We start from the raw sequence: 22,538 nt of genomic DNA on the forward strand, positions 1-22,538 counted from the left end.
GGCTCCCAGTAGACGACTGGGTTGATAGGCCGGATATGGAAGCCCTGTGAGGGGTGGAGTTGACCGGTACTAATAGGCCGAGGGCTTGTCCTCAGTTGCTCGCGTCCACTGTGTTGTTCTGAAACAACGACCCCTGCCCGTGTGGGTGGGTGCGGCCGATAGTTTCATAGTGTTTCGGTGGTCATAGCGTGAGGGAAACGCCCGGTTACATTCCGAACCCGGAAGCTAAGCCTCACAGCGCCGATGGTACTGCAGGGGGGACCCTGTGGGAGAGTAGGACGCCGCCGAACAATCATTCACAGAGAACCCCCACCCGGATCCCGGGTGGGGGTTCTTTGCGTTGTGCCTCAGGTACGATTTCCGGGTGAACACCTACTGGCACGTTGTTCTGCCACCGCTCTGCGCCTGACGGGCGCAGACGCTGATGGTGGTTTGATCCGCAGTCCCGGCCGGCCCGCAGGGCGGCCAGGGGTCCTGTCGTGCGCCCGTTTCGAATCCCGTTCCCGACGCCACTCGGCGACGCATTCGACGACGGAAGACCACGACTGTGCCGAACCGCACCCATGCTGATGTTTCCACCCGCCCGGTCGTCCCGTCCCGCCAGACGGGCCGGGCCGACCTGCTGAGCGGGCCCGTGCCCATCCTCATCGCCGCCGTGCTGTGGGGGACGACCGGGAGCGCCGGCTCGATGGCGCCGGCCGGGGCGCCGCCGGCAGCCATCGGCTGTGCCGGTCTGGCTGTCGGCGGCCTGCTGCTGTTCCTGACCTCCCGGGGCGCCCGCTCGCTGCCCGGTGCCTGCACGACCTCCGAGCGTTGGCTGCTCGGTCTGGGCGCCCTGGCGGTGGCGGGGTACCCGGTGACCTTCTATCCGGCGGTGGCGCGTACCGGGGTTGCCGTGACGACGGTGATCGCGCTGGGCAGTGCGCCGGTCTTCGCCGGACTGCTGGCCTGGCTCGCCGGGGACGGCCGGCCGACCACGCGGTGGACCGCTGCCACCGCCACGGCCGTCCTGGGCTGCACCCTGCTGGTGCTCGGGCCCGAACTCGCCGGTCACGCCCAGCCCGTGGACCTGGCGGGCGTCGCGCTGGCCACCGGTGCCGGGCTGTCCTACGCGGCGTACTCGCTGATCGGCGGCAGGCTCATCGCGCGCGGCGGGTACTCCTCGGACGCGGTGATGGGGGTGCTGTTCGGGGCGGCCGCGCTGCTCGTCCTGCCGCTCGTGCTGTTCACCGGCCCGCACTGGTTGGCGGTCCCGCGCGGTGCGGCGGTCGCCCTGTACCTGGCCCTGTTCACCGTCTTCCTGGCGTACCGGTTGTTCGGGCGCGGCCTGCGGCGCACCGCGGTGTCGGTCGCGACGACGCTGACCCTGGCCGAGCCGGCCGTCGCGGCGGTCCTCGGCGTGACCGTGGTCGGCGAGCGGCTGCCGGCCGTCTCCTGGGGCGGGCTGGCCGTTCTCGCCCTGGGCCTGGTGCTGCTGACCGCTCCGGCCGGTGGCGGGCGCCGGTGACGCCAGGAGGCGGGTAGGCGGTGAGGAGGCCGCCGGTCCGTCAGGTTCAGAGGCGGCCGGCGGCCTTGAGGGCGAGGTAGGTGTCGGCGAGGGCCGGTGCGACGGCGTTCGGCGGGGCGTCGAGGACGGTGACGCCCGCGCGGGTGAGCCGGTCGGCGGTCAGCCGGCGGTCGGCGCGGGTCTGCTCGGCGGCGGCCGCGCCGTACACGGCCTCGACGGTGCCGCGGCCGGCGGCCAGCTCGTCCAGGTGGGGATCGGCGACCGAGGCGAGCACGACCTCGTGACGCTTGGTGAGCAGCGGCAGCAACGGCAGCAGGCCGTCCTCGACGGGCGCGGCGTCGAGCCCGGTGAGCAGGACGATCAGCGAGCGGTGCGGTGCCATCTTCAGGGCGGTGGCGACCAGCGAGCGCATGTCGGTCTCGTAGAGCGCGGGCTCCAGGACGGCCATCGCGTTGGTGAAGGCCGGCAGGATCTCGTTGGGGGAGCGGCCGGCCACCGAGGCGCGTTTGCGCAGGTCGTGGGCGAGCAGGTCGACCCGGTCACCGGCCTTGGTGGCGAGTGCGGCGAGCAGCAGGGCGGCGTCGAGCGAGGCGTCCAGCCGGGGGGCGTCGCCGACCCGGCCGGCGGAGGTGCGGCCGGTGTCGAGGACGACCAGGATGTGGCGGTCCCGCTCGGGGCGCCAGGTGCGGACGGCGACGGTGTGCCGGCGGGCGCTGGCCCGCCAGTCGATGGAACGGACGTCGTCGCCGGGCAGGTACTCGCGCAGGGAGTCGAACTCGGTGCCCTGGCCGCGGGTCAGCACGGAGGTTCGGCCGTCGAGTTCGCGCAGTCGGGCGAGCCGGGAGGGCAGGTGCTTGCGGCTGTTGAACGGCGGCAGGGCGCGGATCGTCCAGGGGACGAGGTGCGAGCCCTGGCGGCCGGCCAGGCCGAGCGGGCCGAGGGAACGGATCGTCACCTTGCGGGCGTGGTGGTCGCCGCGGCGGCTCGGGACGAGCACGGTGGTGACCCGGCGTCGCTCCCGGCCGGGGACGCGCAGGACGTGCCGGGAGGCGGCGGTGCCGGTGCCGGGCTGCCAGGCGGACGGGGCCCAGGCGTCGCGGACGCGGGCCCGGAGCGGGCGGCCGGCCGGATTGGTGACGGTCAGTTCGACGGAGGCGGGTTCGCCGAGGCGGACGGTGGTGTCGCCGCCCCGGGTGATCCGCAGGCTGCGGACCGGGGCGGCGAGCACCAGGTCGACCGCGACGGCGAGCAGGACCGCGCCGGTGACGGCGGCGATGCCGGTCCAGGAGGGCAGGAGCAGGCCCACGACGAGCGCGCCGAGTGCGGCGAGCAGGGCGGTTCGCCCGGTGAGGGCCATGCGGTGCGCTCCTTCGTCGAAGCGGTGGAAGCGGTCGAAGCGGTCGAAGCGGTCGAAGTGCTCAGCGGCTGAAGCGGCTGAGGCGGTCCCAGCGGTGGTGACGCTTCGATGCGATGGAGGAGGTCTCGCGTGACCGGCGGGTCAGCGGGGCGCGGGCGTCTGGGCCAGGACGGCCTGGATCACCGAGTCCGCGGTGACGCCCTCCATCTCGGCCTCGGCGCGCAGCGCGACGCGGTGCCGCAGGGTGGGCAGGGCGAGCGCCTTGACGTCGTCGGGGGTGACGTAGTCGCGGCCGGCCAGCCAGGCCCAGGCGCGGGAGGCGGCGAGCAGGGCGGTGGCGCCACGTGGGGAGACGCCGATGGAGAGCGACGGGGACTGCCGGGTGGCCCGGCAGAGGTCGACGATGTAGGCGAGCACCTCGGGCGAGACGGTGAGCTTGGCGATCTGCTCACGGGCGGCGGCGACGTGCTCGGGGCCGGCGACCGGGCGGACGCCGGCGGCGGCGAGGTCGCGCGGGTCGAAGCCGGAGGCGTGCTTGGCGAGGACCTGGTACTCCTGGTCCCGGTCGGGCAGCGGCAGGATCAGCTTGAGCAGGAAGCGGTCGAGCTGGGCCTCGGGCAGCGGGTAGGTGCCCTCGTACTCGACCGGGTTCTGCGTCGCGGCGACCAGGAACGGGACGGGCAGGGCGCGCGGCTCGCCGTCGACGGTGACCTGGTGCTCCTCCATGGCCTCCAGCAGGGCGGCCTGGGTCTTCGGCGGGGTGCGGTTGATCTCGTCGGCGAGCAGCAGGTTGGTGAAGACCGGGCCGGGCTGGAAGGAGAACTCGGCGGTGCGGGCGTCGTAGACCAGCGAGCCGGTGACGTCCCCGGGCATCAGGTCGGGCGTGAACTGGATGCGCTTGGTGTCCAGGCTGAGCGCGGTGGAGAGGGTGCGGATCAGCAGGGTCTTCGCGACGCCCGGGACGCCTTCCAGGAGCACGTGGCCGCCGCAGAGCAGGGCGACGACGAGGCCGGTGACGGCGGCGTCCTGGCCGACCACGGCCTTGGCGATCTCGGCGCGCAGGGCGGTCAGCGCCTGCCGGGGGTCGGTCGTGGCGGCGGGGGTGTCGGCGGTCGCCGGGCCGGGGGTGATGCGGAGCTGGGCGGTGGCCTGTTCGGTCACGGCTTCCGTACCTGCCTTTCGAGGGCGTCGAGGTCGTCGGCGAGCCGCAGCAGTGCGGCGTCGTCGGTCGGGGGCGGGCCGTACAGGAGGGCCCGTACGTCCCCGGCGGGCTGCTCGGGGAGGCGGTCGGCGATCGCCGCGCAGAGAGCGGTGGGGTCGGGTGCGCCGGCGCCGGGCGGGACGCCCAGGGCCGGGGCGAGGCGGTGGACGGCGGCCCGGCGCAGGGCGTCGGCGGCGCGGCCGCGGGCCTTGGCCCGGTGGTAGAGGCGGGCGCGGCCCTCGGTGGTCTCGGCGGCGCGGACCACCACGGGCAGGTTCTCGCTGATGACCGGGCCGAGCCGGCGGGCGCGCCAGAAGGCGGCCAGCAGGGCGGCGACGGCGAGCTGGTACGCGGCCCAGCGCCAGCCGTCCGGGATGTAGTCGGTGAACGTCTTGTGGCCGCCGCCGTCGGGGAGCGGGGCGGAGTAGTCGGGCAGCAGCCAGGTGAGGTCGGGCCGCGAGCCGAGCAGACCGAGGGCGAGCGAGGCGTTGCCGTCCTTCTTGACCAGCTCGTTGCGGAGGAAGTCGCCGCTGCCGAGGACGACGACCTCGGTGTCCTTGCCGGTCGGCACGGCCACCAGGGGGTAACCGTGGCCGCGCGGGTAGCAGCCCTCGCCGCGGCTGCCGGTGGTGTAGAGCAGGCCGCCGAGGTGGGCGCTGCCGGCCCGGACGGCCTCGGTGAGCGAGCACTGGGCCTCGGTGCTGCGGACCCGGGCGTACGGCGGGCCGCCGTCCTCGTCGGAGGGGCGGACGCCGGGGACCAGCGCGCTGAGGGCGGCGGGGCCGGGGGAGAGCAGGACGAGCCGGGAGTGCTTGGCGGCGGCGAGGGCGCGCAGCTGGTCGGGGCCGAGCAGGTCGGGTTCGGGGACGACGAGGGTGTCGTGGGCGCCCGCGCGGGCGGGGAGGGTGGTGGTGATGTCGACCTTGAGGCCCTCGCGCTGGAGCAGGGCGATCACCGCGTGGCTGCCGGAGGGGTCGTAGGAGCGCGGGTCGAGCGGCGGGTAGCGGCGCTCCTGGCCGAAGCCGGCGAGCACGACCGCGGCGAGCACGACCAGGGCGGCGGTGAGCAGGAACCAGCGCGAGCGGAGCCAGAGGCCCCGGCCGGTGGGTGCGAGGCTGCTGGGGGCGGCCTTGGGCGGGGTGCCCGGGGCGGTGGCGGGGGGCGGCGGCACGGGGGGTGCGGCCGGTCCGGGGGCGGTGGTGGTCATGCCGCTCCTCCCGGGGCCGCGGCGAGGGCCGGGCGGGCGCGTTCGAGGGCCTGGTCGAGCTCGCGGAGCAGGTGGTACGCACCCTGGTCGGCGGTGCGCTCGCCGTAGGCGATGTCGTCGAAGGCGCGGGCGGCCGTGGTGAGGGCGGCGGCGTGGGCCGGCAGGACGCGGCCGGCCTCGGTGGCCGCCTCGTCGGCGGTGCGGCCGGGGCGGGTGTCGAGCAGGGCGCGCTCCTCCAGGGCCCGGACGATGGCGCGCATCTGCTCGCGGACGGCCTCGGTCCACTGGCCGGCGGCGGCGTGCCGTTCGGCGTCGGCCCGGTACTGGGCGGCGCTGCGCGGTCCGGCGGCGCCGAAGACGTCGAGTGTGGTGCGGGCGGCCCGCCGGGGTGCGCCGAGGCGCCACCAGAGGGCGCCGCCGAACAGGACGGCGACCACCAGGAAGAGGACCAGGGCGGTGGTTCCGGTGGTGCCGTCGCCCGCGATGGCGTCGAGGGCGTCGTCGATCCGGTCCATGACCCAGTCGTAGATCCGCTCCTGGAGGCTCGGGTCGTGCCGGTGGTAGTCGGCCTTGAGCAGCTCGTCGCGGACGGCGTCGCGGGCCGGGTCGCGCGGAACGGTGACCGGGGCCCCGCCCGCGGCCGGCACCGTCTCCCCCCAGTTCGGCATCCGGTTCAGAGCCTTGCCGGATTCGGGTCGGCCTGGTCGCCCCAGCCGGTGCCGCCGTACTCGGGCAGGCCGGCGGCGCGGGCCAGCTCGATGTCCAGGGCCTCGCGGCGGATCCGCTGGTCGACGTAGCGCAGGACGGTGATGGCGGCGCCGAACGGGATGGTGAGGGTGGAGGCGAGGACGGCGCCGACCGCGTTCATCACGAGCATGCTGGACGGGACGGTGGGGTCGGCCGTGCCCGCCTGGTCGACCAGGCTGTCGAAGCCCAGCACCATGCCGACGATGGCGAACGGGGTGGCGATCACCACCGCGATGACGAAGGTGAGCACCCAGGCGAGCAGGCTGATGCCGAACTGCCGCCACCAGGCGCCGCGGATCAGCCGGCGGGAGCGGGAGAGTGCGGCCAGGATGCCCTGCTTCTCCAGCATCAGCGCGGGGGCGGCCAGGCTGAGCTGGATCCAGATCCAGGCGACGACAGGAAGGCTGAGCAGGCCGACGACGATCAGGAGGCCGGCGATGGCGGGCTCGTCCGCACCGGCCACGAGGTAGCCGATGAGCGGGGTGAAGCCGAGCAGCAGGATGCCGCCCAGGATCAGGCCGGTGAGCAGGCTGAGCCCGAACATCCGCAGCAGCTGGGGCCGGGCCTCGCGCCACGCCTCGCCGACGGTGACGGACTTCCCGAGGATCGCGCGGCTGACCACCATGGTGAGCAGGGCGGAGGCGACGACGCCGATCAGCAGGCTGAAGGGCAGGGAGACCAGGCCGGAGACGACCCGGGTGAACTCACCGGTGTCGCCGTTGATGGCGAGCTGGGCGGCGAGGCTGCCGCCCTGCTCGACGACGGCGAGGCCCAGCGAGAGGCCGAGCGTGGTGCGCCAGTGCTTGCGGATGGTCGACACCGCGCCGTCGAGGAGCTCGCCGACGCCGAGCGGGCGCAGCGGGATGATGCCGGGCTTGGGGCTGACCGGGGCGCCCCAGCCGTAGGGGCCGGGCTGCCCGTACGGGCCCGGGGCGCCGTACTGGCCGTACTGCGGGCCGCCGGCGCCCCAGGCCGGGGGCGCGGCGGGTGCGCCGTGGGGTGGTACCGACTGCCCGGGCACGGCGGCGGGTGCGTCGGCCGGGGGCCGGACCTCGTCGCGGGGCGGCTCGGACGAGCTGGGCGAGGCCCAGCCCGGAGTGTCGGTCATCACTGCTCCTCGGAGGGGCGTCAGGGTTGGCGGGGCCGGGTGGATCTTCACCCGCGCGCAGCGCCCATCGTGCCATGGTGCTCGGACGGGCCCCAGGGGTATCCGGTTGCTGAACGGCAACGGGGGCCCGGCGGGCGCCCGGTGGGTCGCCGCGGGGGCTCGCGGATCGGTTCGCGCCAGGACATTCGTCCGGTATGGCCGGAATTCACCGGGCGGGGACTTGGCCGTTCTGGAGCAAAGGGACTGCTGTGCGGCAGGTCACAATCCGGTAATGAGAAGATGGAGGCATGAAGGGACGCGTCCTCGTCGTTGATGACGACTCCGCACTGGCCGAGATGCTCGGCATCGTGCTGCGTGGTGAGGGTTTTGAGCCGTTTTTCGTCGCGGATGGGGACAAGGCGCTAGCCGCGTTCCGGGAGACCAAGCCCGACCTGGTCCTGCTCGATCTGATGCTGCCCGGCCGGGACGGCATCGACGTGTGCCGCCAGATCCGGGCGGAGTCCGGCATCCCGATCGTCATGCTGACCGCCAAGACGGACACGGTGGACGTCGTGGTCGGGCTGGAGTCGGGCGCGGACGACTACGTCACCAAGCCGTTCAAGCCCAAGGAGCTGGTCGCTCGGGTGCGGGCCCGGCTGCGCCGCGCCGAGGAGCCGACGCCCGAGCAGCTGACCATCGGCGATCTGGTGATCGACGTGGCCGGCCACTCGGTGAAGCGGGACGGCCGGGGCATCCCGCTGACCCCGCTGGAGTTCGACCTGCTGGTCGCGCTGGCCCGCAAGCCCTGGCAGGTGTTCACCCGCGAGGTGCTGCTGGAGCAGGTCTGGGGGTACCGCCACGCCGCGGACACCCGCCTGGTCAACGTGCACGTCCAGCGGCTCCGCTCCAAGATCGAGAAGGACCCGGAGCGCCCCGAGATCGTGGTGACCGTCCGTGGCGTCGGCTACAAGGCCGGGCCCAGCTGACGTGACGTACCAGGCTGACGAGACCCCGTCGGGTTCCGCGACCGACGGGGGCGCCGCCGTGCGCGGGGACGTGCTGAGTTCGACCACCCGGAGCCGCCGCCGGCGCGGCTTCGCGCCCCTGCTCGCACCGGTGACCCGTCAGCTGCGCCGCCCGCTGCACCGGCTGGTGGCGCTGTACCGCCGCTCGATCCAGTTGCGGGTGGTCGCGGCCACCCTGCTGCTCTCCGTCGTCGTGGTGCTGGTGCTCGGCGTGGTGGTGGTGGCGCAGGTCCGCAACGGCCTGCTGGAGACCAAGAAGGACTCCGCGCGCAGCCAGGCGAGGTCCGGCTTCCAGGCCGAGCTGAAGAAGATCGACGAGGCGAAGGACCTGCGGCTCAAGGTCGGTTCGACCACCGATCCGACCACCGGGGACCTCGGTGCCTGGCTGCTGCGGCAGGTCGGCGACCTCGCGGCCAGCGGGCAGAGCGTCTACTCGGTGATCGCCATGCTGCCCAACGGCCAGCCGGTCCAGGCGCGGGACACCGGTCTCGGGCCGCGCTACTCCGGCGACATCCTGCCGAACAGCATCCCGGAGACCCTCCGGGCCAGGGTCTCCACCGAGGCGGGCATCTTCGACCAGCCGACGGTGATCCACCGGGCCCCGGACGGCGGGGGCGGCACCGAGCCCGGCCTGGCCATCGGCATGCAGTTCTCCGGGCCCACCCCCGGGGACACCTACCAGCTGTACTACGTCTTCTCCTTCGGCCAGGAGACCAACACCCTCGGCCTGGTCACCGGCACGCTGGCCACCGCCGGCGTCTTCGTGGTGATCATGATGGGCGGCATCGCCTGGCTGGTGGTGCGCCAGGTGGTGACCCCGGTCCGGATGGCCGCCGGGATCTCCGAGCGGCTCGCCGCCGGGCACCTGGAGGAGCGGATGAAGGTCACCGGGACGGACGACATCGCCCGCCTCGGGGAGTCCTTCAACCGCATGGCCAACGCCCTGCAGGCGCAGATCCGCCAGCTGGAGGAGCTCTCCCGGGTGCAGCGGCGCTTCGTCTCGGACGTCTCGCACGAGCTGCGCACCCCGCTGACCACCGTCCGGATGGCCGCGGACCTGATCTACGACAGCCGCGAGGACCTGGACCCGATGGCGGCACGCTCGGCCGAGCTGCTCCAGGGCCAGCTGGACCGCTTCGAGTCGCTGCTCGCGGACCTGCTGGAGATCAGCCGCTTCGACGCCGGCGCCGCGATCCTGGACGCCGAGCCGGTCGACCTGCGCGAGATCGTCGGCCGGGTGATCGAGGCCGCCGACCCGCTGGCCCAGGCCAAGGGCAGCGCGGTCGTGGTCCGTGGCGACGGCGAGCCGGTGCTGGCCGAGGTCGACTCCCGCCGGATCGAGCGCATCCTGCGCAACCTGGTGGTCAACGCGCTCGAGCACGGCGAGGGCCGCGACGTCGTGGTCCGGCTGGGCTCGGCCGACGGCGCGGTCGCGGTCGGCGTGCGCGACTACGGCATCGGGCTCAAGCCCGGCGAGGCGTCCCGGGTGTTCCACCGCTTCTGGCGGGCCGACCCGTCCCGGGTGCGCACCACCGGCGGCACCGGGCTCGGCCTGTCCATCGCGGTCGAGGACGCGCACCTGCACGGCGGCTGGCTGCAGGCCTGGGGCGAGCCCGGCGGCGGCTCGCACTTCCGGCTGACGCTGCCGCGCACCCGCGGCGGCGAGATCAGCCGGGCGCCGTTCCGGTTGGAGCCGGAGGACTCCCGCAACAACCGGGGCCTCGGCTCCTACGGGACGCCGTACCGGCGGGCGATCCGCCCGGCGGGGGCCACCGCGCTGACCGCCACCGAGGAGCAGGCCGTGCCGGAGACCCCGGACGGCTCCGGCGCCGGCTTCGGCAGCGGGCTGGGCGGCGTGCTGAGCATCGGTCCGGGCCTGGGCGCCCCCCGGCTGCCCGAGGGGCCGCGCGCCGACCCCTCGGACGTGCGCACCGCCGGGGCCGGGTACGGTGCCATCGGAGCCCAGGTCATGGTGGACCCGACGCCGGGGCGGCCGTCGGTGGCACAGCGGACGGCGGAACCGGACCTGACGGGTGCGGCGGAGGCCCGACACGGCACGGGCGGGACGGACACGGAGGGGTCGCAGCGTGCGAAGGACCACCAGCAGGACTGAGCCGCGGCTGGCCGCGGTGGCCGGCACGGTGCTGGGCGCCCTGCTGGCCGGCGGCTGCGCGGCCATGCCGGACTCCGGTGGCATCGGCAAGGTCGAGCTGTCCCAGGGCTCGGCGGACAAGAACCTGCAGGTCAGGGTCTTCCCGCTGGAGCCCGCCAAGGGCGCCAAGCCGGACGAGCTGCTGAGCGGCTTCCTGGACGCGCTGACCGCGGACGAGAGCTACGAGACGGCGCGCAAGTACCTGACCGACGACGCGGCCGCGCACTGGGACCCGGAGGCGGGCATCCAGGTGCTCTCCTCCAACCCCACCCCGAAGACCAACCAGACCGTGACGGACGCCGACACCTCGGTCTCCGTGCAGGTGCCCGGCAACATCGTCGCCGAGGTGGACGAGAAGCACGCGTACACCTACCCGGACGGCCAGCGGGACGTCTCGCTGCCGTTCACCTTCGTCCGGGAGAAGGGCGGCGAGTGGCGGATCGCCAAGCTGCCCGACGGCCTGATCATCAACCAGACCAACTTCCGCAACAGCTACCGCCAGGTGGACCGGTTCTTCTACGCGGCCAAGGACCCGTCGTCGGCCCGGACCACGGCGGCCGGGGCGGCGTCGGCCGGCGCCGACGTCCTGGTCGCCGACCCGATCTACCTGCGGCGCCGAATAGACCCGCTGACCGCGGCCGCCAGGGCCGTGGTCGCCGGCCCGTCCGACTGGCTGTCGCCGGTGGTCCGGTCCGCCTTCCCGGCCGGCGCCGTCGTCGACCGGGTCGGCGTCGACGAGGGCCGCACCGCCCACGTGGTGCTGGACGGCGTCGACCTCGGCCCGGCGATCGCCTGCCGGCAGATGGCCACCCAGCTCCTCTACACCCTCGCCGACCAGGGCAAGGGACAGGTGGACCGGATCGAGCTGAAGGACCCGCGCGGCACCGGCTGCCAGCTCGGCCGCGGCGAGGCGTCCGCCACCGGCCCGGGGGCGCTGGCCGGGGTCGCCGCCGACAAGCAGTACTTCCAGCGCGCCGAGGACGGCGTGCTGACGGAGGCCGGGGCGGACACCAACGGTTCCCCCGTCCGCGGTCCGCTCGGGCGGCCGCAGCCGAACAAGCAGCCGCTCGGCCCGATCGCCGTCGCCCGGGACGGCGAACACGCGGCGGCGATCAGCGGGAACGGGCACCAGCTGTACTCGGTGGCGCTCGCGGACAGCGGGCAGGCGATGCCCGAGCCGGTGCTCACCACCCAGCCCCGGCAGGGCGACAAGGCCGAGGACGCGCTCGCCTCGCCCAGCTGGGACGGCCGCGGCGACCTCTGGGTGGTGGACCGCGACCCGCTGAACCGGCGGGTGCTCATGGTGCGCGGCAACAAGGTCTACCCCGTCCCGGTCGAGGGCCTGGACGGCAGGAGCGTGCAGGACCTCAAGATCTCCTCGGACGGCGTCCGGATCGCCCTGGTGCTGAAGGACGCCACCGGGGCGCGGTCGCTCTGGCTCGGCCTGGTGCTGCACGGGGGGACCAAGGACTCACCCGGCGCGCAGATCGCCGGCCTGCGCCGGGTCGCGCCGCTGCTCACCGAGGTCGCCTCGGTGTCGTGGGCGGAGTCCGACCAGCTGCTGGTGCTGGGCAAGGAGAACGGGCGCCTGCAGCAGCTGCACTACATCAGCACGGACGGCTCGCAGAGCAGCGACGCCCCGTTGCAGGGCGGCGAGGGGATGTCCTCGGCCATGGCGTCGGAGTTCAGCGGGGAGACCGCGACGCAGGTGCCGCCGGTGCTGGCGCGGCAGGCCTCCGACGGCAAGATCTACCGGCTGGTGAACAGCCAGTGGCGGGAGGTCAACCCGAGCCTGCACGCCGCCGCCTTCTTCTACCCGGGCTGATTCCCCCGGGCTGATTCCCGGGCGCCTCGGTGCCCCCCCCCCGACAGCAACGGCCCGTACGCCCGGGCCGGCCCCGGCTGCCGCCCGGGCCCGGTGCCCGGTGCCCGGTGCGGGCCGGCGCGGCGGGGCTCAGGTGCGGCTGCCGCCCGGCGCTCCGGCGAACGGCCGGTGCGGGACGGCGGCCGCGACGGTGGCGGCCGCCTTCGGGGGGAGGCCGGCGCTGGTCAGGGCCCGGGCGGCCTCGGCGAGGCTCGCACCGGTGGTCACCAGGTCGTCCACCAGGATCGGCTGACGGCCGGTCAGCCTGCAGTCGGCGCGCGGCAGGACGGTCAGCGCGCCGTGCAGGTTGCGCCGGCGCTCGGCGGCCGTGAGTCCGGACTGGTCGGCGACCGGCCGGGTGTGCCGCAGCAGCGGCGCGGCCCGTACGTCCAGCCCGGCCCGGCGCAGCGACCGGGCGGCGGCGCCGGCCAGCCGGAGCGTCGGGTCGTGCCCGCGGGCGCGGACGGCGGCGCGGGCGGAGGGCATCGGGACCAGCAGCAGGGGCGCCAGCCCGGCGCGCGGCCCGAGCGAGGAGCGCACGGCCCGGGCGAGTGCTTCCCCGAGCGGGCCGGCCAGCCGCAGCGCGCCGCGCTCCTTGTGGGCCAGGAGCAGTTGGCGGACCGGGTCGGCGTAAGGGGCGGCCGCGTGCACCCAGGGCAGCGCGGTGGGACCGGGCCGGGCGGTGAGCAGGGCCCTGCGACAGAGCGGGCAGAGCTGGCCCCGGTCGGCGCCGCAGCCGGCGCACCGGGCGGGCAGCAGCACGTCCAGCAGACCCGCCAGTGCGTGGCCGAACGGCCCGTGGGCGGTCTGCGGGCGGGAGGGGCTGGAGGTGGGCGGCACGGCTGCTCCTGGCGGCGGCGGCACGGAGAGTGAGCAAAGAATCCGCCGTACGAGGGGTGTTGTCCAGGTATTTCCCCATGTTTCACTCGCAGGAGGGTAGACAGGGTGCAACAGCTTGACTGCCAGCCCGCGGCACCGGGTCGTACCCGTATTCCCGCTTGGGGAGGCGAAAACCCCGTGTGAGGTGTTCGATGAGCTCCAGGGGGTTTCAACCGTCCCTGGTGGGGAGGAAGTGAGGTGAGGGCCAGTCGTTTCCGCCGTTCGCGGCGGGGCGGTGGGCCGGCAGTGGATTGGCTGGTCCAGCTGGGTCTCAGCCCGATCCGGTAGCACCCGGATCGGCGTCAGCACGAGGGATCGGAGTTCTGCGTGGACATCGTCGTCAAGGGCCGCAAGACCGAGGTGCCCAAGAGGTTCCGCGAGCACGTGGCCGAGAAGCTGGAGAAGGTCCAGAAGTTCGACGGCAAGGTGATCAGCCTCGACGTCGAGGTGTCCAAGGAGCACAACCCGCGGCAGGCCGACCGGTCGGAGCGGGTGGAGATCACTCTCCGTACCCGTGGGCCGGTGATCCGGGCCGAGGCCGCCGCCGGCGACCCGTACGCGGCGCTCGACCTGGCTTCGGCGAAGCTCGACGCGCAGCTGCGCAAGTCCGCGGACCGTCGCCGGGTGCACAAGGGCGGTACCGGCCGCACCCCCATCAGCGTCGCCGAGGCGACCGCGGCCCTGGCCGCGCTGCCGGACACGACGCAGCGGGAGGGCGAGACCAACGGGGCCGTCCGCAAGACCATGATGGGATCCCTGGAAGTGGAGGGCGAAGGCCCGCTGGTGGTCCGGGAGAAGACCCACCCGGCCGCCCCCATGGCGCTGGACCAGGCGCTCTACGAGATGGAGCTGGTCGGCCACGACTTCTACCTCTTCGTGGAGAAGGACAGCGGCCTGCCGAGCGTCGTCTACCGCCGGCACGGATACCACTACGGCGTCATCCACCTGCAGACCGACGGCACGGCCGCGGCGGGCGGAGGCGCGGGCGGTGCGATCGGCGGGTCCGACGACGAGGACTGACCGTCCGAACAGTGTTGGGAGTGGTGACCCCGGCGGCCGTTGCCCGCCGGGGTCACCGGCTTTCCGGGGCGTCGTGCGGGCGTCGCGGGAGTGCTGTGCGGCCGCCGCGGGGCCTTCCGGGGTCACCCGATGCGGGGCGATCGGCGCCGGAGGGTGACCGGGCGGCGCCGCGGCCGTGGAATGATTGGCGCACGACGACCGGCGACGGGGGAGGAGCGGATGGGGGATCACTTCGGGCTGGGGCCCGCGGCGGGGCCGGGGGAGGAGCCCGAGTACGCCCCGCACCGGGGGGAGCCGATCCGCGTCCTGGTGGTGGACGACCACGCGCTGTTCCGCCGCGGGCTGGAGATCGTGCTCGCGGAGGAGGAGGACATCAAGGTCATCGGTGAGGCCGGGGACGGCGCCGAGGCCGTGCTGAAGGCCGCCGACCTGCTCCCCGACATCATCCTGATGGACGTCCGGATGCCGCGCCGCAGCGGGATCGAGGCCTGCACCGCGATCAAGGACGTGGTGCCCAGCACCAAGATCATCATGCTGACGATAAGCGACGAGGAGGCCGACCTCTACGAGGCGATCAAGGCCGGCGCCACCGGCTACCTGCTCAAGGAGATCTCCACCGACGAGGTCGCCACCGCGATCCGCGCGGTCGCCGACGGGCAGTCCCAGATCAGCCCGTCGATGGCCTCCAAGCTGCTCACCGAGTTCAAGTCGATGATCCAGCGCCGCTCCGACGACCGGGACCTGGTGCCCGCACCCCGGCTCACCGACCGGGAGTTGGAGGTGCTGAAGCTGGTGGCCACCGGGATGAACAACCGGGAGATCGCCAAGGAGCTGTTCATCAGCGAGAACACCGTGAAGAACCACGTCCGCAACATCCTGGAGAAGCTGCAGCTGCACTCCCGGATGGAGGCCGTGGTCTACGCGATGCGGGAGAAGATCCTCGAAATAGGGTGACCCCGGCCGCCATCCGGGCGCCGTTGGGCCGCCGTTCGGCTACCGCCCGGGCGCCGTTCGGCCACCGCCCGGCCGCCGTCCGGGCGCCGTTGGGCCGCCGCCGGGCCGCGCGGCCCGCCTCAGGCGTTGAGCAGCCCCTCCAGGGCCGGGCGCAGCGCCTCGTCCCGCAGCACCTCCACCCGCACGTCCGAGCAGCCCACCCATGCGGCCGCCTCGCGCAGGGCGGCGGCCAGCGCCTCCACGTGCCGGGCGGAGTCCAGCGACACCTGACGGGCCACCAAGGTCTTTCCCTCGCGGGCCGGATCGACCCGGCCGACCAGTCGGCCGCCGGCCAGCAACGGCATCGCGAAGTAGCCGTGCACCCGCTTGTGCTTGGGGGTGTACGCCTCCAGCCGGTGCGCCATGCCGAAGATCCGCTCGGTGCGGGCGCGGTCCCAGATCAGCGAGTCGAACGGGGAGAGCAGCGTGGTCCGGTGACGGCCGCGCGGGGTGCCGGCGAGCGCGGCCGGATCGGCCCAGGCGGCGGCGGGGGAGCCGTTCGGACCCCAGCCCGCCACCTCGACCGGCACCAGGCCGGAGTCGGCCAGCACCGCGTCCAACTGGTCGGCGCGCAGCCGGTGGTAGTCGAGCAGGTCGGCCCGGGTGGCCACGCCGAGAGCTGCGCCGGACTGGGCGACCAGGGTGCGCAGGCACTCCTCGTCGGTCGGCTCGGCCTCGAACAGTTCGGCGGGGACGGCCTGTTCGGCCAGCGCGTAGACGCGCTTCCAGCTCCGGCGCGCGGTGCAGACGACGTCGCCGAAGGCCAGTGCCCGCTCCACCGCGATCTTGGTGTCGGACCAGTCCCACCATTCGGCGGTCTTCTTGGCGCCGCCCAGCTCGGTGGAGGTGAGCGGGCCTTCGGCGCGCAGCTTGTCGAGCACGTGCCGGTACGTCTCCGGGGAGACCTGGTGGCCCCAGAGGTGGCCGCGCTCGCGGTAGCGGCGGCGCCGGAACGCGAACAGCGGCCACTCCTCGATCGGCAGGACGCAGGCCGCGTGCGACCAGTACTCGAAGCTCGCCCCCGCGCCCCAGTACGCCGCCTCGACGGCCGGGCGGCCGACCGCGCCGAGCCGCGCGTACGGGATCAGCTCGTGCGAGCGGGCCAGCACCGAGATGGTGTCGAGCTGGACGGCACCGAGGTGGCGCAGCACGCCGCGCACCCCGCCGTGGCGGTCCGGCGCCCCGAGCAGGCCCTGTGCGCGCAGGGCGATCCGGCGGGCGTCGTCGGCGCCCAGGGTGGTGACGGGGGCCGGGGTCGGGATCGCGGCGGGGGTCGAAGCGGTCATGCCGGCGAGCCTAGACCGGGGGACCGACAACCGGCGGGGCCGGCCGGTGCGGCCGGTGGGCGGGGCCGGCCGCGGCGCCGGTCGTGGGGTCGACCGGCCGCGGCGCCGGTCGTGAGGTCGGTGGGGTCGGTGCGGCCGGGGACAGCGGGGGCGACGGGGGCGCGGGGCGGTGGGGCCGGTGACCTCAGTCGGCGAGGTCGGTGGCGAGCAGCCCGGCGACCCAGGCGTCGTGGAACCGCCCGCGCTGCTCGGCGAACGAGCGCAGGGTGCCCTCGAAGCGGAAACCGACCTTCTCGGCCACCGCGCGGGAGCCCTCGTTGCCGACGTAGGCGTACCACTCCAGGCGGCGCAGGCCCAGCTCCGTGAGCCCGTAGCGGGCCACCGCGGCGGCGGCCTCGGCGGTGTACCCGCGGCCCCGGTACTCCTTGGTCGCCCACCAGCCGACCTCGGCGGCGCCCGGCCGGCCGGGACAGCTGATGAGCCCCTGGGAGCCGACCAGCGCGCCCGTCCCGCGCTCGAACACGCACCAGATCCGGTTCTCGCCGGTCCGCCAGCCGTTGTGGGCGAGATCGCGCACGAAGTACTCGGCGTCCTCGCGCCGGTACGGGCTGGGGACCACCGTCCAGCGCTGGATCTCCGCGTCCTGGCAGGCGGCGAGGACCGCGTCGACGTCGGACTCCTGCGGGGCCCGCAGGACCAGGCGCTCGGTGGTGAGGACGACGGGTTCGACGGCCCGCGCCACGCTCTGCTCTTCGTGCTGCTCTTCCATAAACGGATTATTCCGTGAGGGCGGGAATACGAGCAGCCGATTAACCGGCCGAGCGGCCCAACTGTCCGGACAGCCGCCCGGTTTGCCCCGGTGAGCGGTGCTATCAGGCCATGTGCTCGCACGAGTGACACGGGAATACCGTGCTGACGCACCTCCCGGGGCATTGGACTCCTCGCATACGATGGCCCGTGCGGTGGGGTGGACCCGCCGTGCAGTCGTCCAGTGCCAATACAGGCAAGGAGCCCGCCCAAGTGTCCGTCTTCGACAAGATCCTGCGCGCCGGCGAAGGCAAGATCCTTCGCAAGCTGCAGCGGATTGCTGCCCAGGTCAACTCCATCGAAGAGGACTTCGTCAACCTCACCGACGCCGAGCTGCGCGCGCTGACCGACGAGTACAAGCAGCGGCTCGCCGACGGCGAGACCCTGGACGACATCCTCCCCGAGGCGTTCGCCACCGTCCGCGAGGCCGCCAAGCGCGTGCTCGGCCAGCGGCACTACGACGTCCAGCTCATGGGCGGCGCCGCCCTGCACTTCGGCTACGTCGCCGAGATGCGCACCGGTGAGGGCAAGACCCTGGTCGGCACCCTGCCCGCGTACCTCAACGCGCTGACCGGCAAGGGCGTGCACCTGATCACCGTCAACGACTACCTCGCCGAGCGCGACTCGGAGTGGATGGGCCGGGTGCACCGCTTCCTGGGCCTCGAAGTCGGCGTGATCCTGGCCAACATGACGCCCGCCGAGCGCAAGCGCCAGTACGCGATGGACATCACGTACGGCACCAACAACGAGTTCGGCTTCGACTACCTGCGCGACAACATGGCCTGGTCGAAGGACGAACTCGTCCAGCGCGGCCACAACTTCGCGGTGGTCGACGAGGTCGACTCGATCCTCATCGACGAGGCCCGCACCCCGCTGATCATCTCCGGCCCGGCGGACCAGGCGACCAAGTGGTACGCCGACTTCGCCAAGCTGGTGCAGCGCCTGAAGATCGACCGCGACTACGAGGTCGACGAGAAGAAGCGCACCGTCGGCGTGCTGGAGGAGGGTGTCTCCCGGGTCGAGGACTACCTCGGCATCGACAACCTCTACGAGTCGGTGAACACCCCGCTGGTCGGCTTCCTGAACAACGCCATCAAGGCGAAGGAGCTGTACAAGGCGGACAAGGACTACGTCGTGATGAACGGCGAAGTCATGATCGTCGACGAGCACACCGGCCGCATCCTGGCCGGCCGCCGCTACAACGAGGGCATGCACCAGGCGATCGAGGCCAAGGAGGGGGTGGAGGTCCAGAACGAGAACCAGACGCTGGCCACCATCACCCTGCAGAACTTCTTCCGCCTGTACGACAAGCTGGCCGGTATGACCGGTACCGGTACCACCGAGGCGGCCGAGTTCCACCAGATCTACAAGCTCGGCGTGGTCCCGATCCCGACCAACAAGACGCCGCTGCGCATCGACCAGCCGGACCTGATCTACAAGTCGGAGCCGGCCAAGTTCGCCGCCGTGGTCGAGGACATCGCCGAGAAGCACGAGAAGGGCCAGCCGGTGCTGGTCGGCACCGTGTCGGTGGAGAAGTCCGAGTACCTCTCGCAGGAGCTGCGCAAGCGCGGCATCCCGCACGAGGTGCTGAACGCCAAGCACCACGAGCGTGAGGCGCAGATCGTCGCCCAGGCGGGCCGCAAGGGCGCCGTGACCGTCGCCACCAACATGGCCGGCCGCGGTACCGACATCATGCTCGGCGGCAACGCCGACCACCTCGCGGCGGCCGAGCTGGCCCAGCGCGGGATCACCCCGGTCGACACGCCGGAGGAGTACGAGGCCGCGTTCCCGGCGGCGCTGGAGAAGGCCAAGGCCTCGGTCAAGTCGGAGCAGGAGGAGGTCAAGGAGGCCGGTGGCCTCTACGTCCTCGGCACCGAGCGGCACGAGTCCCGCCGGATCGACAACCAGCTGCGCGGCCGTTCCGGCCGTCAGGGCGACCCGGGCGAGTCCCGCTTCTACCTGTCGCTGGGCGACGACCTGATGCGCCTGTTCAAGGCCGGGATGGTCGAGCGCGTGCTCTCGATGGCCAACGTGCCGGAGGACGTGCCGATCGAGTCGAAGATGGTCACCCGTGCCATCGCCTCCGCGCAGACCCAGGTCGAGCAGCAGAACTTCGAGATCCGCAAGAACGTCCTCAAGTACGACGAGGTGCTGAACCGCCAGCGCGAGGTCATCTACGGCGAGCGCCGTCGCGTCCTGGAGGGCGAGGACCTGCAGGAGCAGGTCGGCCACTTCATGGACGACACCGTCGAGGCATACGTCAAGGCGGCCACCGGCGAGGGCTTCGAGGACGACTGGGACCTCGACAAGCTGTGGTCCGCGCTGAAGCAGCTGTACCCGATCACCCTGGACCTGGAGGAGCTGGAGGAGGAGGCCGGCGGCACCGCGGGCCTCACCCCGGAGTTCCTCACCAAGGTCGTCCAGGAGGACATCCAGGCGCAGTACGGCGCCCGTGAGGACCAGCTCGGCTCGGAGATCATGCGCGAGCTGGAGCGCCGGGTCGTCCTCTCGGTGCTGGACCGCCGCTGGCGCGAGCACCTCTACGAGATGGACTACCTCCAGGAGGGCATCGGCCTGCGGGCCATGGCGCAGCGCGACCCGCTGGTCGAGTACCAGCGCGAGGGCTTCGACATGTTCACCGCGATGATGGAGGGCATCAAGGAGGAGTCCGTCGGCTACCTGTTCAACCTGGAGGTCCAGGTCGAGCAGCAGGTCGAGGAGGTGCCGGTCGAGGACACCGAGGTGGTGCTCGACAAGCTGGAGAAGGACGCCGCCCGCCCGGAGATCAAGGCCAAGGGCCTGGAGGCCCCCAAGCCGCAGCGGCTGCACTACACGGCCCCCTCGGACGAGGTCGGCGGCGGTGTGGTCGAGGGCGACTTCGAGGACTACGCGCCGGAGGACGAGGGCGACGGGCTGACCCGCGCCGAGCGCCGCAAGGCCGCCAAGTCGGCCAAGGGCCGCCGCCGCAAGGGCTGAGGCACGGCCGGCCCGCCCGGCCCGCCGCCACGCAGGGCGCCGCTCCCGTACGCGGGTGGCGCCCTGCGCCGTTGCGGTGGCCGGCGGTGCGACGGTCGGTCGTGCGGTGGCCGGTCGGGTGCGCGCCGGTCGCGGGGTGGCCCGGGTCGGGGTGGCCGGGTGCGGGGTGGCCCGGCGCGGCCGGACGGCGGGCCCGCTCACCGGGCCTCCACGGCGGTGCACTGCCACTGCCCGGCGGGCCCGCGCAGCTCCAGCCGGAACGCCACCATGTGGTGCCGGCTGCCGAGGTCGACCCGGACGCAGGCCTCGACCACGTCGGGCGAGGGCGAGCGGTCGTGCACGGGCCCGAGCCGGGGCCGGTCGGCGGCGCCGCCGCGCCGCAGGGTGCCCGCGCGGACCAGCGCGGCGAGCTGGCCGTAGCCGTCCAGCGTGGTGTGGCGCATCAGCTGGCCGGACGGCCGGGCGCCGGTGAGCACCTCGACCAGCTGGTGGGCGAAGCGGACGCTCAGCCCGGCGCGGAGGTCCGGGGTCGGGGTGGCGGTGGTGCAGGCGACCCGGGGGTGGCGTGGCCGCCGGCCGGCGGACGGGTGGGGGCAGGCCCGGGAGGCGGCCCGCGGGTGGGCCGGTGGTACGGCGGCCCGGCCGAGGCGGACGCCGTGGGGCGGCCCGGCGTGGGGGTCGGTGTGCCGGGGGTCGGTGTGCCGGGGATCGGTGTGCCGGGCGTCGGCGTCACGGGCGTCGGTGCGGTGGACGCCGTCGTGTCGCGGGTCGGCGCGGTGCGGGCCGGTCCGGGTCGGGCGGGGGGTCATCGGGGCTCCTGGGCGACGGGTGGTGCGGGTACGGACGGGTCCTTGGTAGTGGTGCCCCGGGCGGGGCGGCAACCGGGTTCCGCGGCACTCCGGGGCCCTCCCGAAGGTTCACCTATCCGGGTGAACCGGCCGATGGGGCAACGGCCCGTGACGCCGTCCGGGTGGCATCGGGTTGACGTGCGGGGGCGGGTGGGAAGGCCCGAAAGGGGACGGTCGGGTTCGCCGGGACGGGTGGCGCGGCCGTGGCCAGGCGTTGCGCGGCCGACCGCTGGGCGCGCACGATCGGAGCCGGACCGGCGACCCGCCCGGACCGGCCCCGCAACACCGGTGCGAGCGGCGGGAGGCGCCGTTCAGGACCGGGCGCACGGCGGGGACGACATCCGCCCCGACGGCGACATCCGCCCCGACGACGACAGGCGGCCGGCATGACGACACGGGTACCCGAGACACGGGCGGCCGAGCCGCGCCCCGCCGAGGGCACTCCCCGCCGGGGTCTGGTGCTGGGTGGCGGCGGGATGCTCGGAGCGGCCTGGACGGTCGGCGCGCTCTGCGCCGTCGAGGAGGCGGTCGGCTGGCAGCCGGGCGACGCGGAGGCGGTGCTCGGGACGTCGGCGGGCGCGATCCTCGGCGCGCTGCTGGTCGGCGGGGTCCGGGCCGACCAGCTCCGCGACCACCAGCGCGGCCTGCCGGTCACCGCCGGCCCGCTGGCCGGGGTGGACTTCGACTACGACACCGCGGTCGGCGGCGCGCTGCCCCCGCGCCCACGGGCCGGCATCGGCTCGCCGGGCCTGCTCCGGGACGCCGTCCGGCACCCGCGCGGGTACCCGCTGCTGACCATGGTCTCGGCGATGGCGCCGCACGGCCGCGGCTCACTGGCGCCGGTCGGCGAGCTGGTGCGCGGGCTGCTCGGCCCGGGCGGCTTCCCGGACGGCTCGCCCCTGCGGGTGGCCGCGGTGGACTACCGCAGCGGCCACCGGGTGGTCTTCGGCGACCCGGGCGCCCCGCCGGCGGCGCTCGCCGACGCGGTGATGGCGTCCTGCGCGATCCCCGGCTGGTTCGCCCCGGTCCACGTCGACGGCTCCGCGTTCGTGGACGGCGGCTGCTGGTCGGCCACCAACGCGGACCTGATGCTCGGCCGCGGCCTGGACGAGGTCTTCGTGCTCGCCCCGATGGCGCTGCGGCTGGACCCGCGCGGGCCGTCGGCCACGCCGGCCGGGCCGGGCCGGGGCACCCTGGCGGCATTGCGCGAGTGGCGTGCCCGGGACCGCCCGCACGGCGTGCTCGCCCAGGTGGTCGGCCGCTACCGCCGGGCGGTGACCAGGCAGCTGATGCGCGAGGCCCGGCTGCTGCGGGCGAGCGGCGTCCGGGTGCACCTGCTCGCGCCGACGCCGGCCGACCTGGCGGTGATGGGGCCGAACATGATGGACCCGGCCCGCCGCGGCGCCGTGCTGGAGAGCGCCCTGCGGACCAGCCGGGCGGCCCTGGACGGCGTGCGGTGACCCCCGCGCGACACCCCCGGCCCCCGGTACGCCCGGCGCGGGGAGCGCGGACGGGAGTGAGCACGTGATCACGGGCGCCGTCCCGGCGCTTATTCTTGGGGGCGCTGGAAGCTGTGCCGCTG

Annotated in this window: 17 protein-coding genes and 2 rRNA genes; 10 read left to right on the forward strand and 9 right to left on the reverse strand. The window is 74.1% G+C overall.

Translation table 11 applies throughout. The features are described from left to right. From ACFVHB_RS07335 to ACFVHB_RS07345, 3 genes are all read left to right on the forward strand, one after another. Nucleotides 1-93 (forward strand): 23S ribosomal RNA (locus tag ACFVHB_RS07335); the annotation flags it as partial. An 80-nt stretch (nucleotides 94-173) separates the two neighbouring features. Further along, nucleotides 174-290 (forward strand): 5S ribosomal RNA (rrf, locus tag ACFVHB_RS07340). A 344-nt stretch (nucleotides 291-634) separates the two neighbouring features. Further along, a complete protein-coding gene (locus ACFVHB_RS07345; RefSeq protein ID WP_380316523.1) occupies nucleotides 635-1,507 on the forward strand; it encodes a DMT family transporter in 873 nt (290 codons plus the stop codon). A gap of 46 nt (nucleotides 1,508-1,553) precedes the next feature. Here ACFVHB_RS07345 and ACFVHB_RS07350 read toward each other — a convergent pair whose 3' ends face one another. The 5 genes from ACFVHB_RS07350 to ACFVHB_RS07370 form a co-directional block, all read right to left on the reverse strand. Continuing rightward, nucleotides 1,554-2,864, reverse strand: a complete 1,311-nt coding sequence (locus tag ACFVHB_RS07350; protein ID WP_380316526.1) for a DUF58 domain-containing protein — start codon at nucleotides 2,862-2,864, stop codon at nucleotides 1,554-1,556. 141 nt (nucleotides 2,865-3,005) lie between these two features. After that, entirely contained in the window at nucleotides 3,006-3,995 is a 990-nt protein-coding gene (locus ACFVHB_RS07355; RefSeq protein WP_380316897.1) for an AAA family ATPase, read from the reverse strand. A gap of 26 nt (nucleotides 3,996-4,021) precedes the next feature. Beyond that, nucleotides 4,022-5,272, reverse strand: a complete 1,251-nt coding sequence (locus ACFVHB_RS07360) for a DUF4350 domain-containing protein (RefSeq protein WP_380316529.1) — start codon at nucleotides 5,270-5,272, stop codon at nucleotides 4,022-4,024. Beyond that, a complete protein-coding gene (locus tag ACFVHB_RS07365; RefSeq protein WP_380316531.1) occupies nucleotides 5,269-5,940 on the reverse strand; it encodes a DUF4129 domain-containing protein in 672 nt (223 codons plus the stop codon). The genes ACFVHB_RS07360 and ACFVHB_RS07365 overlap by 4 nt, the downstream gene beginning before the upstream one ends. A gap of 5 nt (nucleotides 5,941-5,945) precedes the next feature. After that, on the reverse strand, nucleotides 5,946-7,127 hold the full coding sequence (locus tag ACFVHB_RS07370) for a hypothetical protein (RefSeq protein WP_380316534.1): 1,182 nt from the start codon (nucleotides 7,125-7,127) through the stop codon (nucleotides 5,946-5,948). A gap of 287 nt (nucleotides 7,128-7,414) precedes the next feature. Between ACFVHB_RS07370 and mtrA the strand changes: the two genes are divergently transcribed. Genes mtrA through ACFVHB_RS07385 form a run of 3 tightly spaced genes read left to right on the forward strand, consistent with a single transcriptional unit; the run spans nucleotide 7,415 to nucleotide 12,108 of the window. Then, complete coding sequence (gene mtrA / locus ACFVHB_RS07375; RefSeq protein WP_030061806.1) at nucleotides 7,415-8,092, forward strand: MtrAB system response regulator MtrA; 678 nt, start codon at nucleotides 7,415-7,417, stop codon at nucleotides 8,090-8,092. A 1-nt stretch (nucleotide 8,093) separates the two neighbouring features. Next, nucleotides 8,094-10,244 carry an MtrAB system histidine kinase MtrB gene (gene mtrB / locus ACFVHB_RS07380; protein WP_380316538.1) on the forward strand — a complete coding sequence of 717 codons (2,151 nt, stop codon included), beginning with the start codon at nucleotides 8,094-8,096 and terminating at the stop codon, nucleotides 10,242-10,244. Further along, nucleotides 10,219-12,108, forward strand: coding sequence for an LpqB family beta-propeller domain-containing protein (locus ACFVHB_RS07385; protein WP_380316541.1), 1,890 nt, complete (start codon nucleotides 10,219-10,221; stop codon nucleotides 12,106-12,108). The genes mtrB and ACFVHB_RS07385 overlap by 26 nt, the downstream gene beginning before the upstream one ends. A gap of 129 nt (nucleotides 12,109-12,237) precedes the next feature. Here ACFVHB_RS07385 and ACFVHB_RS07390 read toward each other — a convergent pair whose 3' ends face one another. Next, a complete protein-coding gene (locus ACFVHB_RS07390) occupies nucleotides 12,238-12,987 on the reverse strand; it encodes a ComF family protein (protein WP_380316544.1) in 750 nt (249 codons plus the stop codon). 366 nt (nucleotides 12,988-13,353) lie between these two features. On the opposite strand from ACFVHB_RS07390, the gene hpf reads away from it, so the two are divergent. Continuing rightward, nucleotides 13,354-14,046: a ribosome hibernation-promoting factor, HPF/YfiA family gene (hpf, locus tag ACFVHB_RS07395; protein ID WP_380316547.1), complete on the forward strand. Its 693-nt coding sequence runs from the start codon at nucleotides 13,354-13,356 to the stop codon at nucleotides 14,044-14,046. Nucleotides 14,047-14,265: 219 nt separating this feature from the next. Then, entirely contained in the window at nucleotides 14,266-15,000 is a 735-nt protein-coding gene (locus tag ACFVHB_RS07400; RefSeq protein WP_380316550.1) for a response regulator, read from the forward strand. Between the two features lie 119 nt (nucleotides 15,001-15,119). Here ACFVHB_RS07400 and ACFVHB_RS07405 read toward each other — a convergent pair whose 3' ends face one another. Together ACFVHB_RS07405 and ACFVHB_RS07410 are read right to left on the reverse strand one after the other, a co-directional pair. Further along, entirely contained in the window at nucleotides 15,120-16,325 is a 1,206-nt protein-coding gene (locus ACFVHB_RS07405; protein WP_380316553.1) for a winged helix-turn-helix domain-containing protein, read from the reverse strand. A 184-nt stretch (nucleotides 16,326-16,509) separates the two neighbouring features. Further along, nucleotides 16,510-17,094, reverse strand: coding sequence for a GNAT family N-acetyltransferase (locus tag ACFVHB_RS07410; protein ID WP_380316556.1), 585 nt, complete (start codon nucleotides 17,092-17,094; stop codon nucleotides 16,510-16,512). 251 nt (nucleotides 17,095-17,345) lie between these two features. Here ACFVHB_RS07410 and secA point away from each other — a divergent pair, with 251 nt between their 5' ends. Then, nucleotides 17,346-20,108, forward strand: coding sequence for a preprotein translocase subunit SecA (gene secA, locus ACFVHB_RS07415; RefSeq protein WP_380316559.1), 2,763 nt, complete (start codon nucleotides 17,346-17,348; stop codon nucleotides 20,106-20,108). A 197-nt stretch (nucleotides 20,109-20,305) separates the two neighbouring features. Here secA and ACFVHB_RS07420 read toward each other — a convergent pair whose 3' ends face one another. After that, nucleotides 20,306-20,917: an Rv3235 family protein gene (locus ACFVHB_RS07420; RefSeq protein ID WP_380316562.1), complete on the reverse strand. Its 612-nt coding sequence runs from the start codon at nucleotides 20,915-20,917 to the stop codon at nucleotides 20,306-20,308. 425 nt (nucleotides 20,918-21,342) lie between these two features. On the opposite strand from ACFVHB_RS07420, the gene ACFVHB_RS07425 reads away from it, so the two are divergent. Beyond that, complete coding sequence (locus tag ACFVHB_RS07425) at nucleotides 21,343-22,416, forward strand: patatin-like phospholipase family protein (protein WP_380316565.1); 1,074 nt, start codon at nucleotides 21,343-21,345, stop codon at nucleotides 22,414-22,416. The last annotated feature ends 122 nt before the right edge of the window (nucleotides 22,417-22,538 follow it).

It is taken from the genome of Kitasatospora sp. NPDC127111 (assembly GCF_042677465.1).
Lineage (GTDB): Bacteria > Actinomycetota > Actinomycetes > Streptomycetales > Streptomycetaceae > Kitasatospora.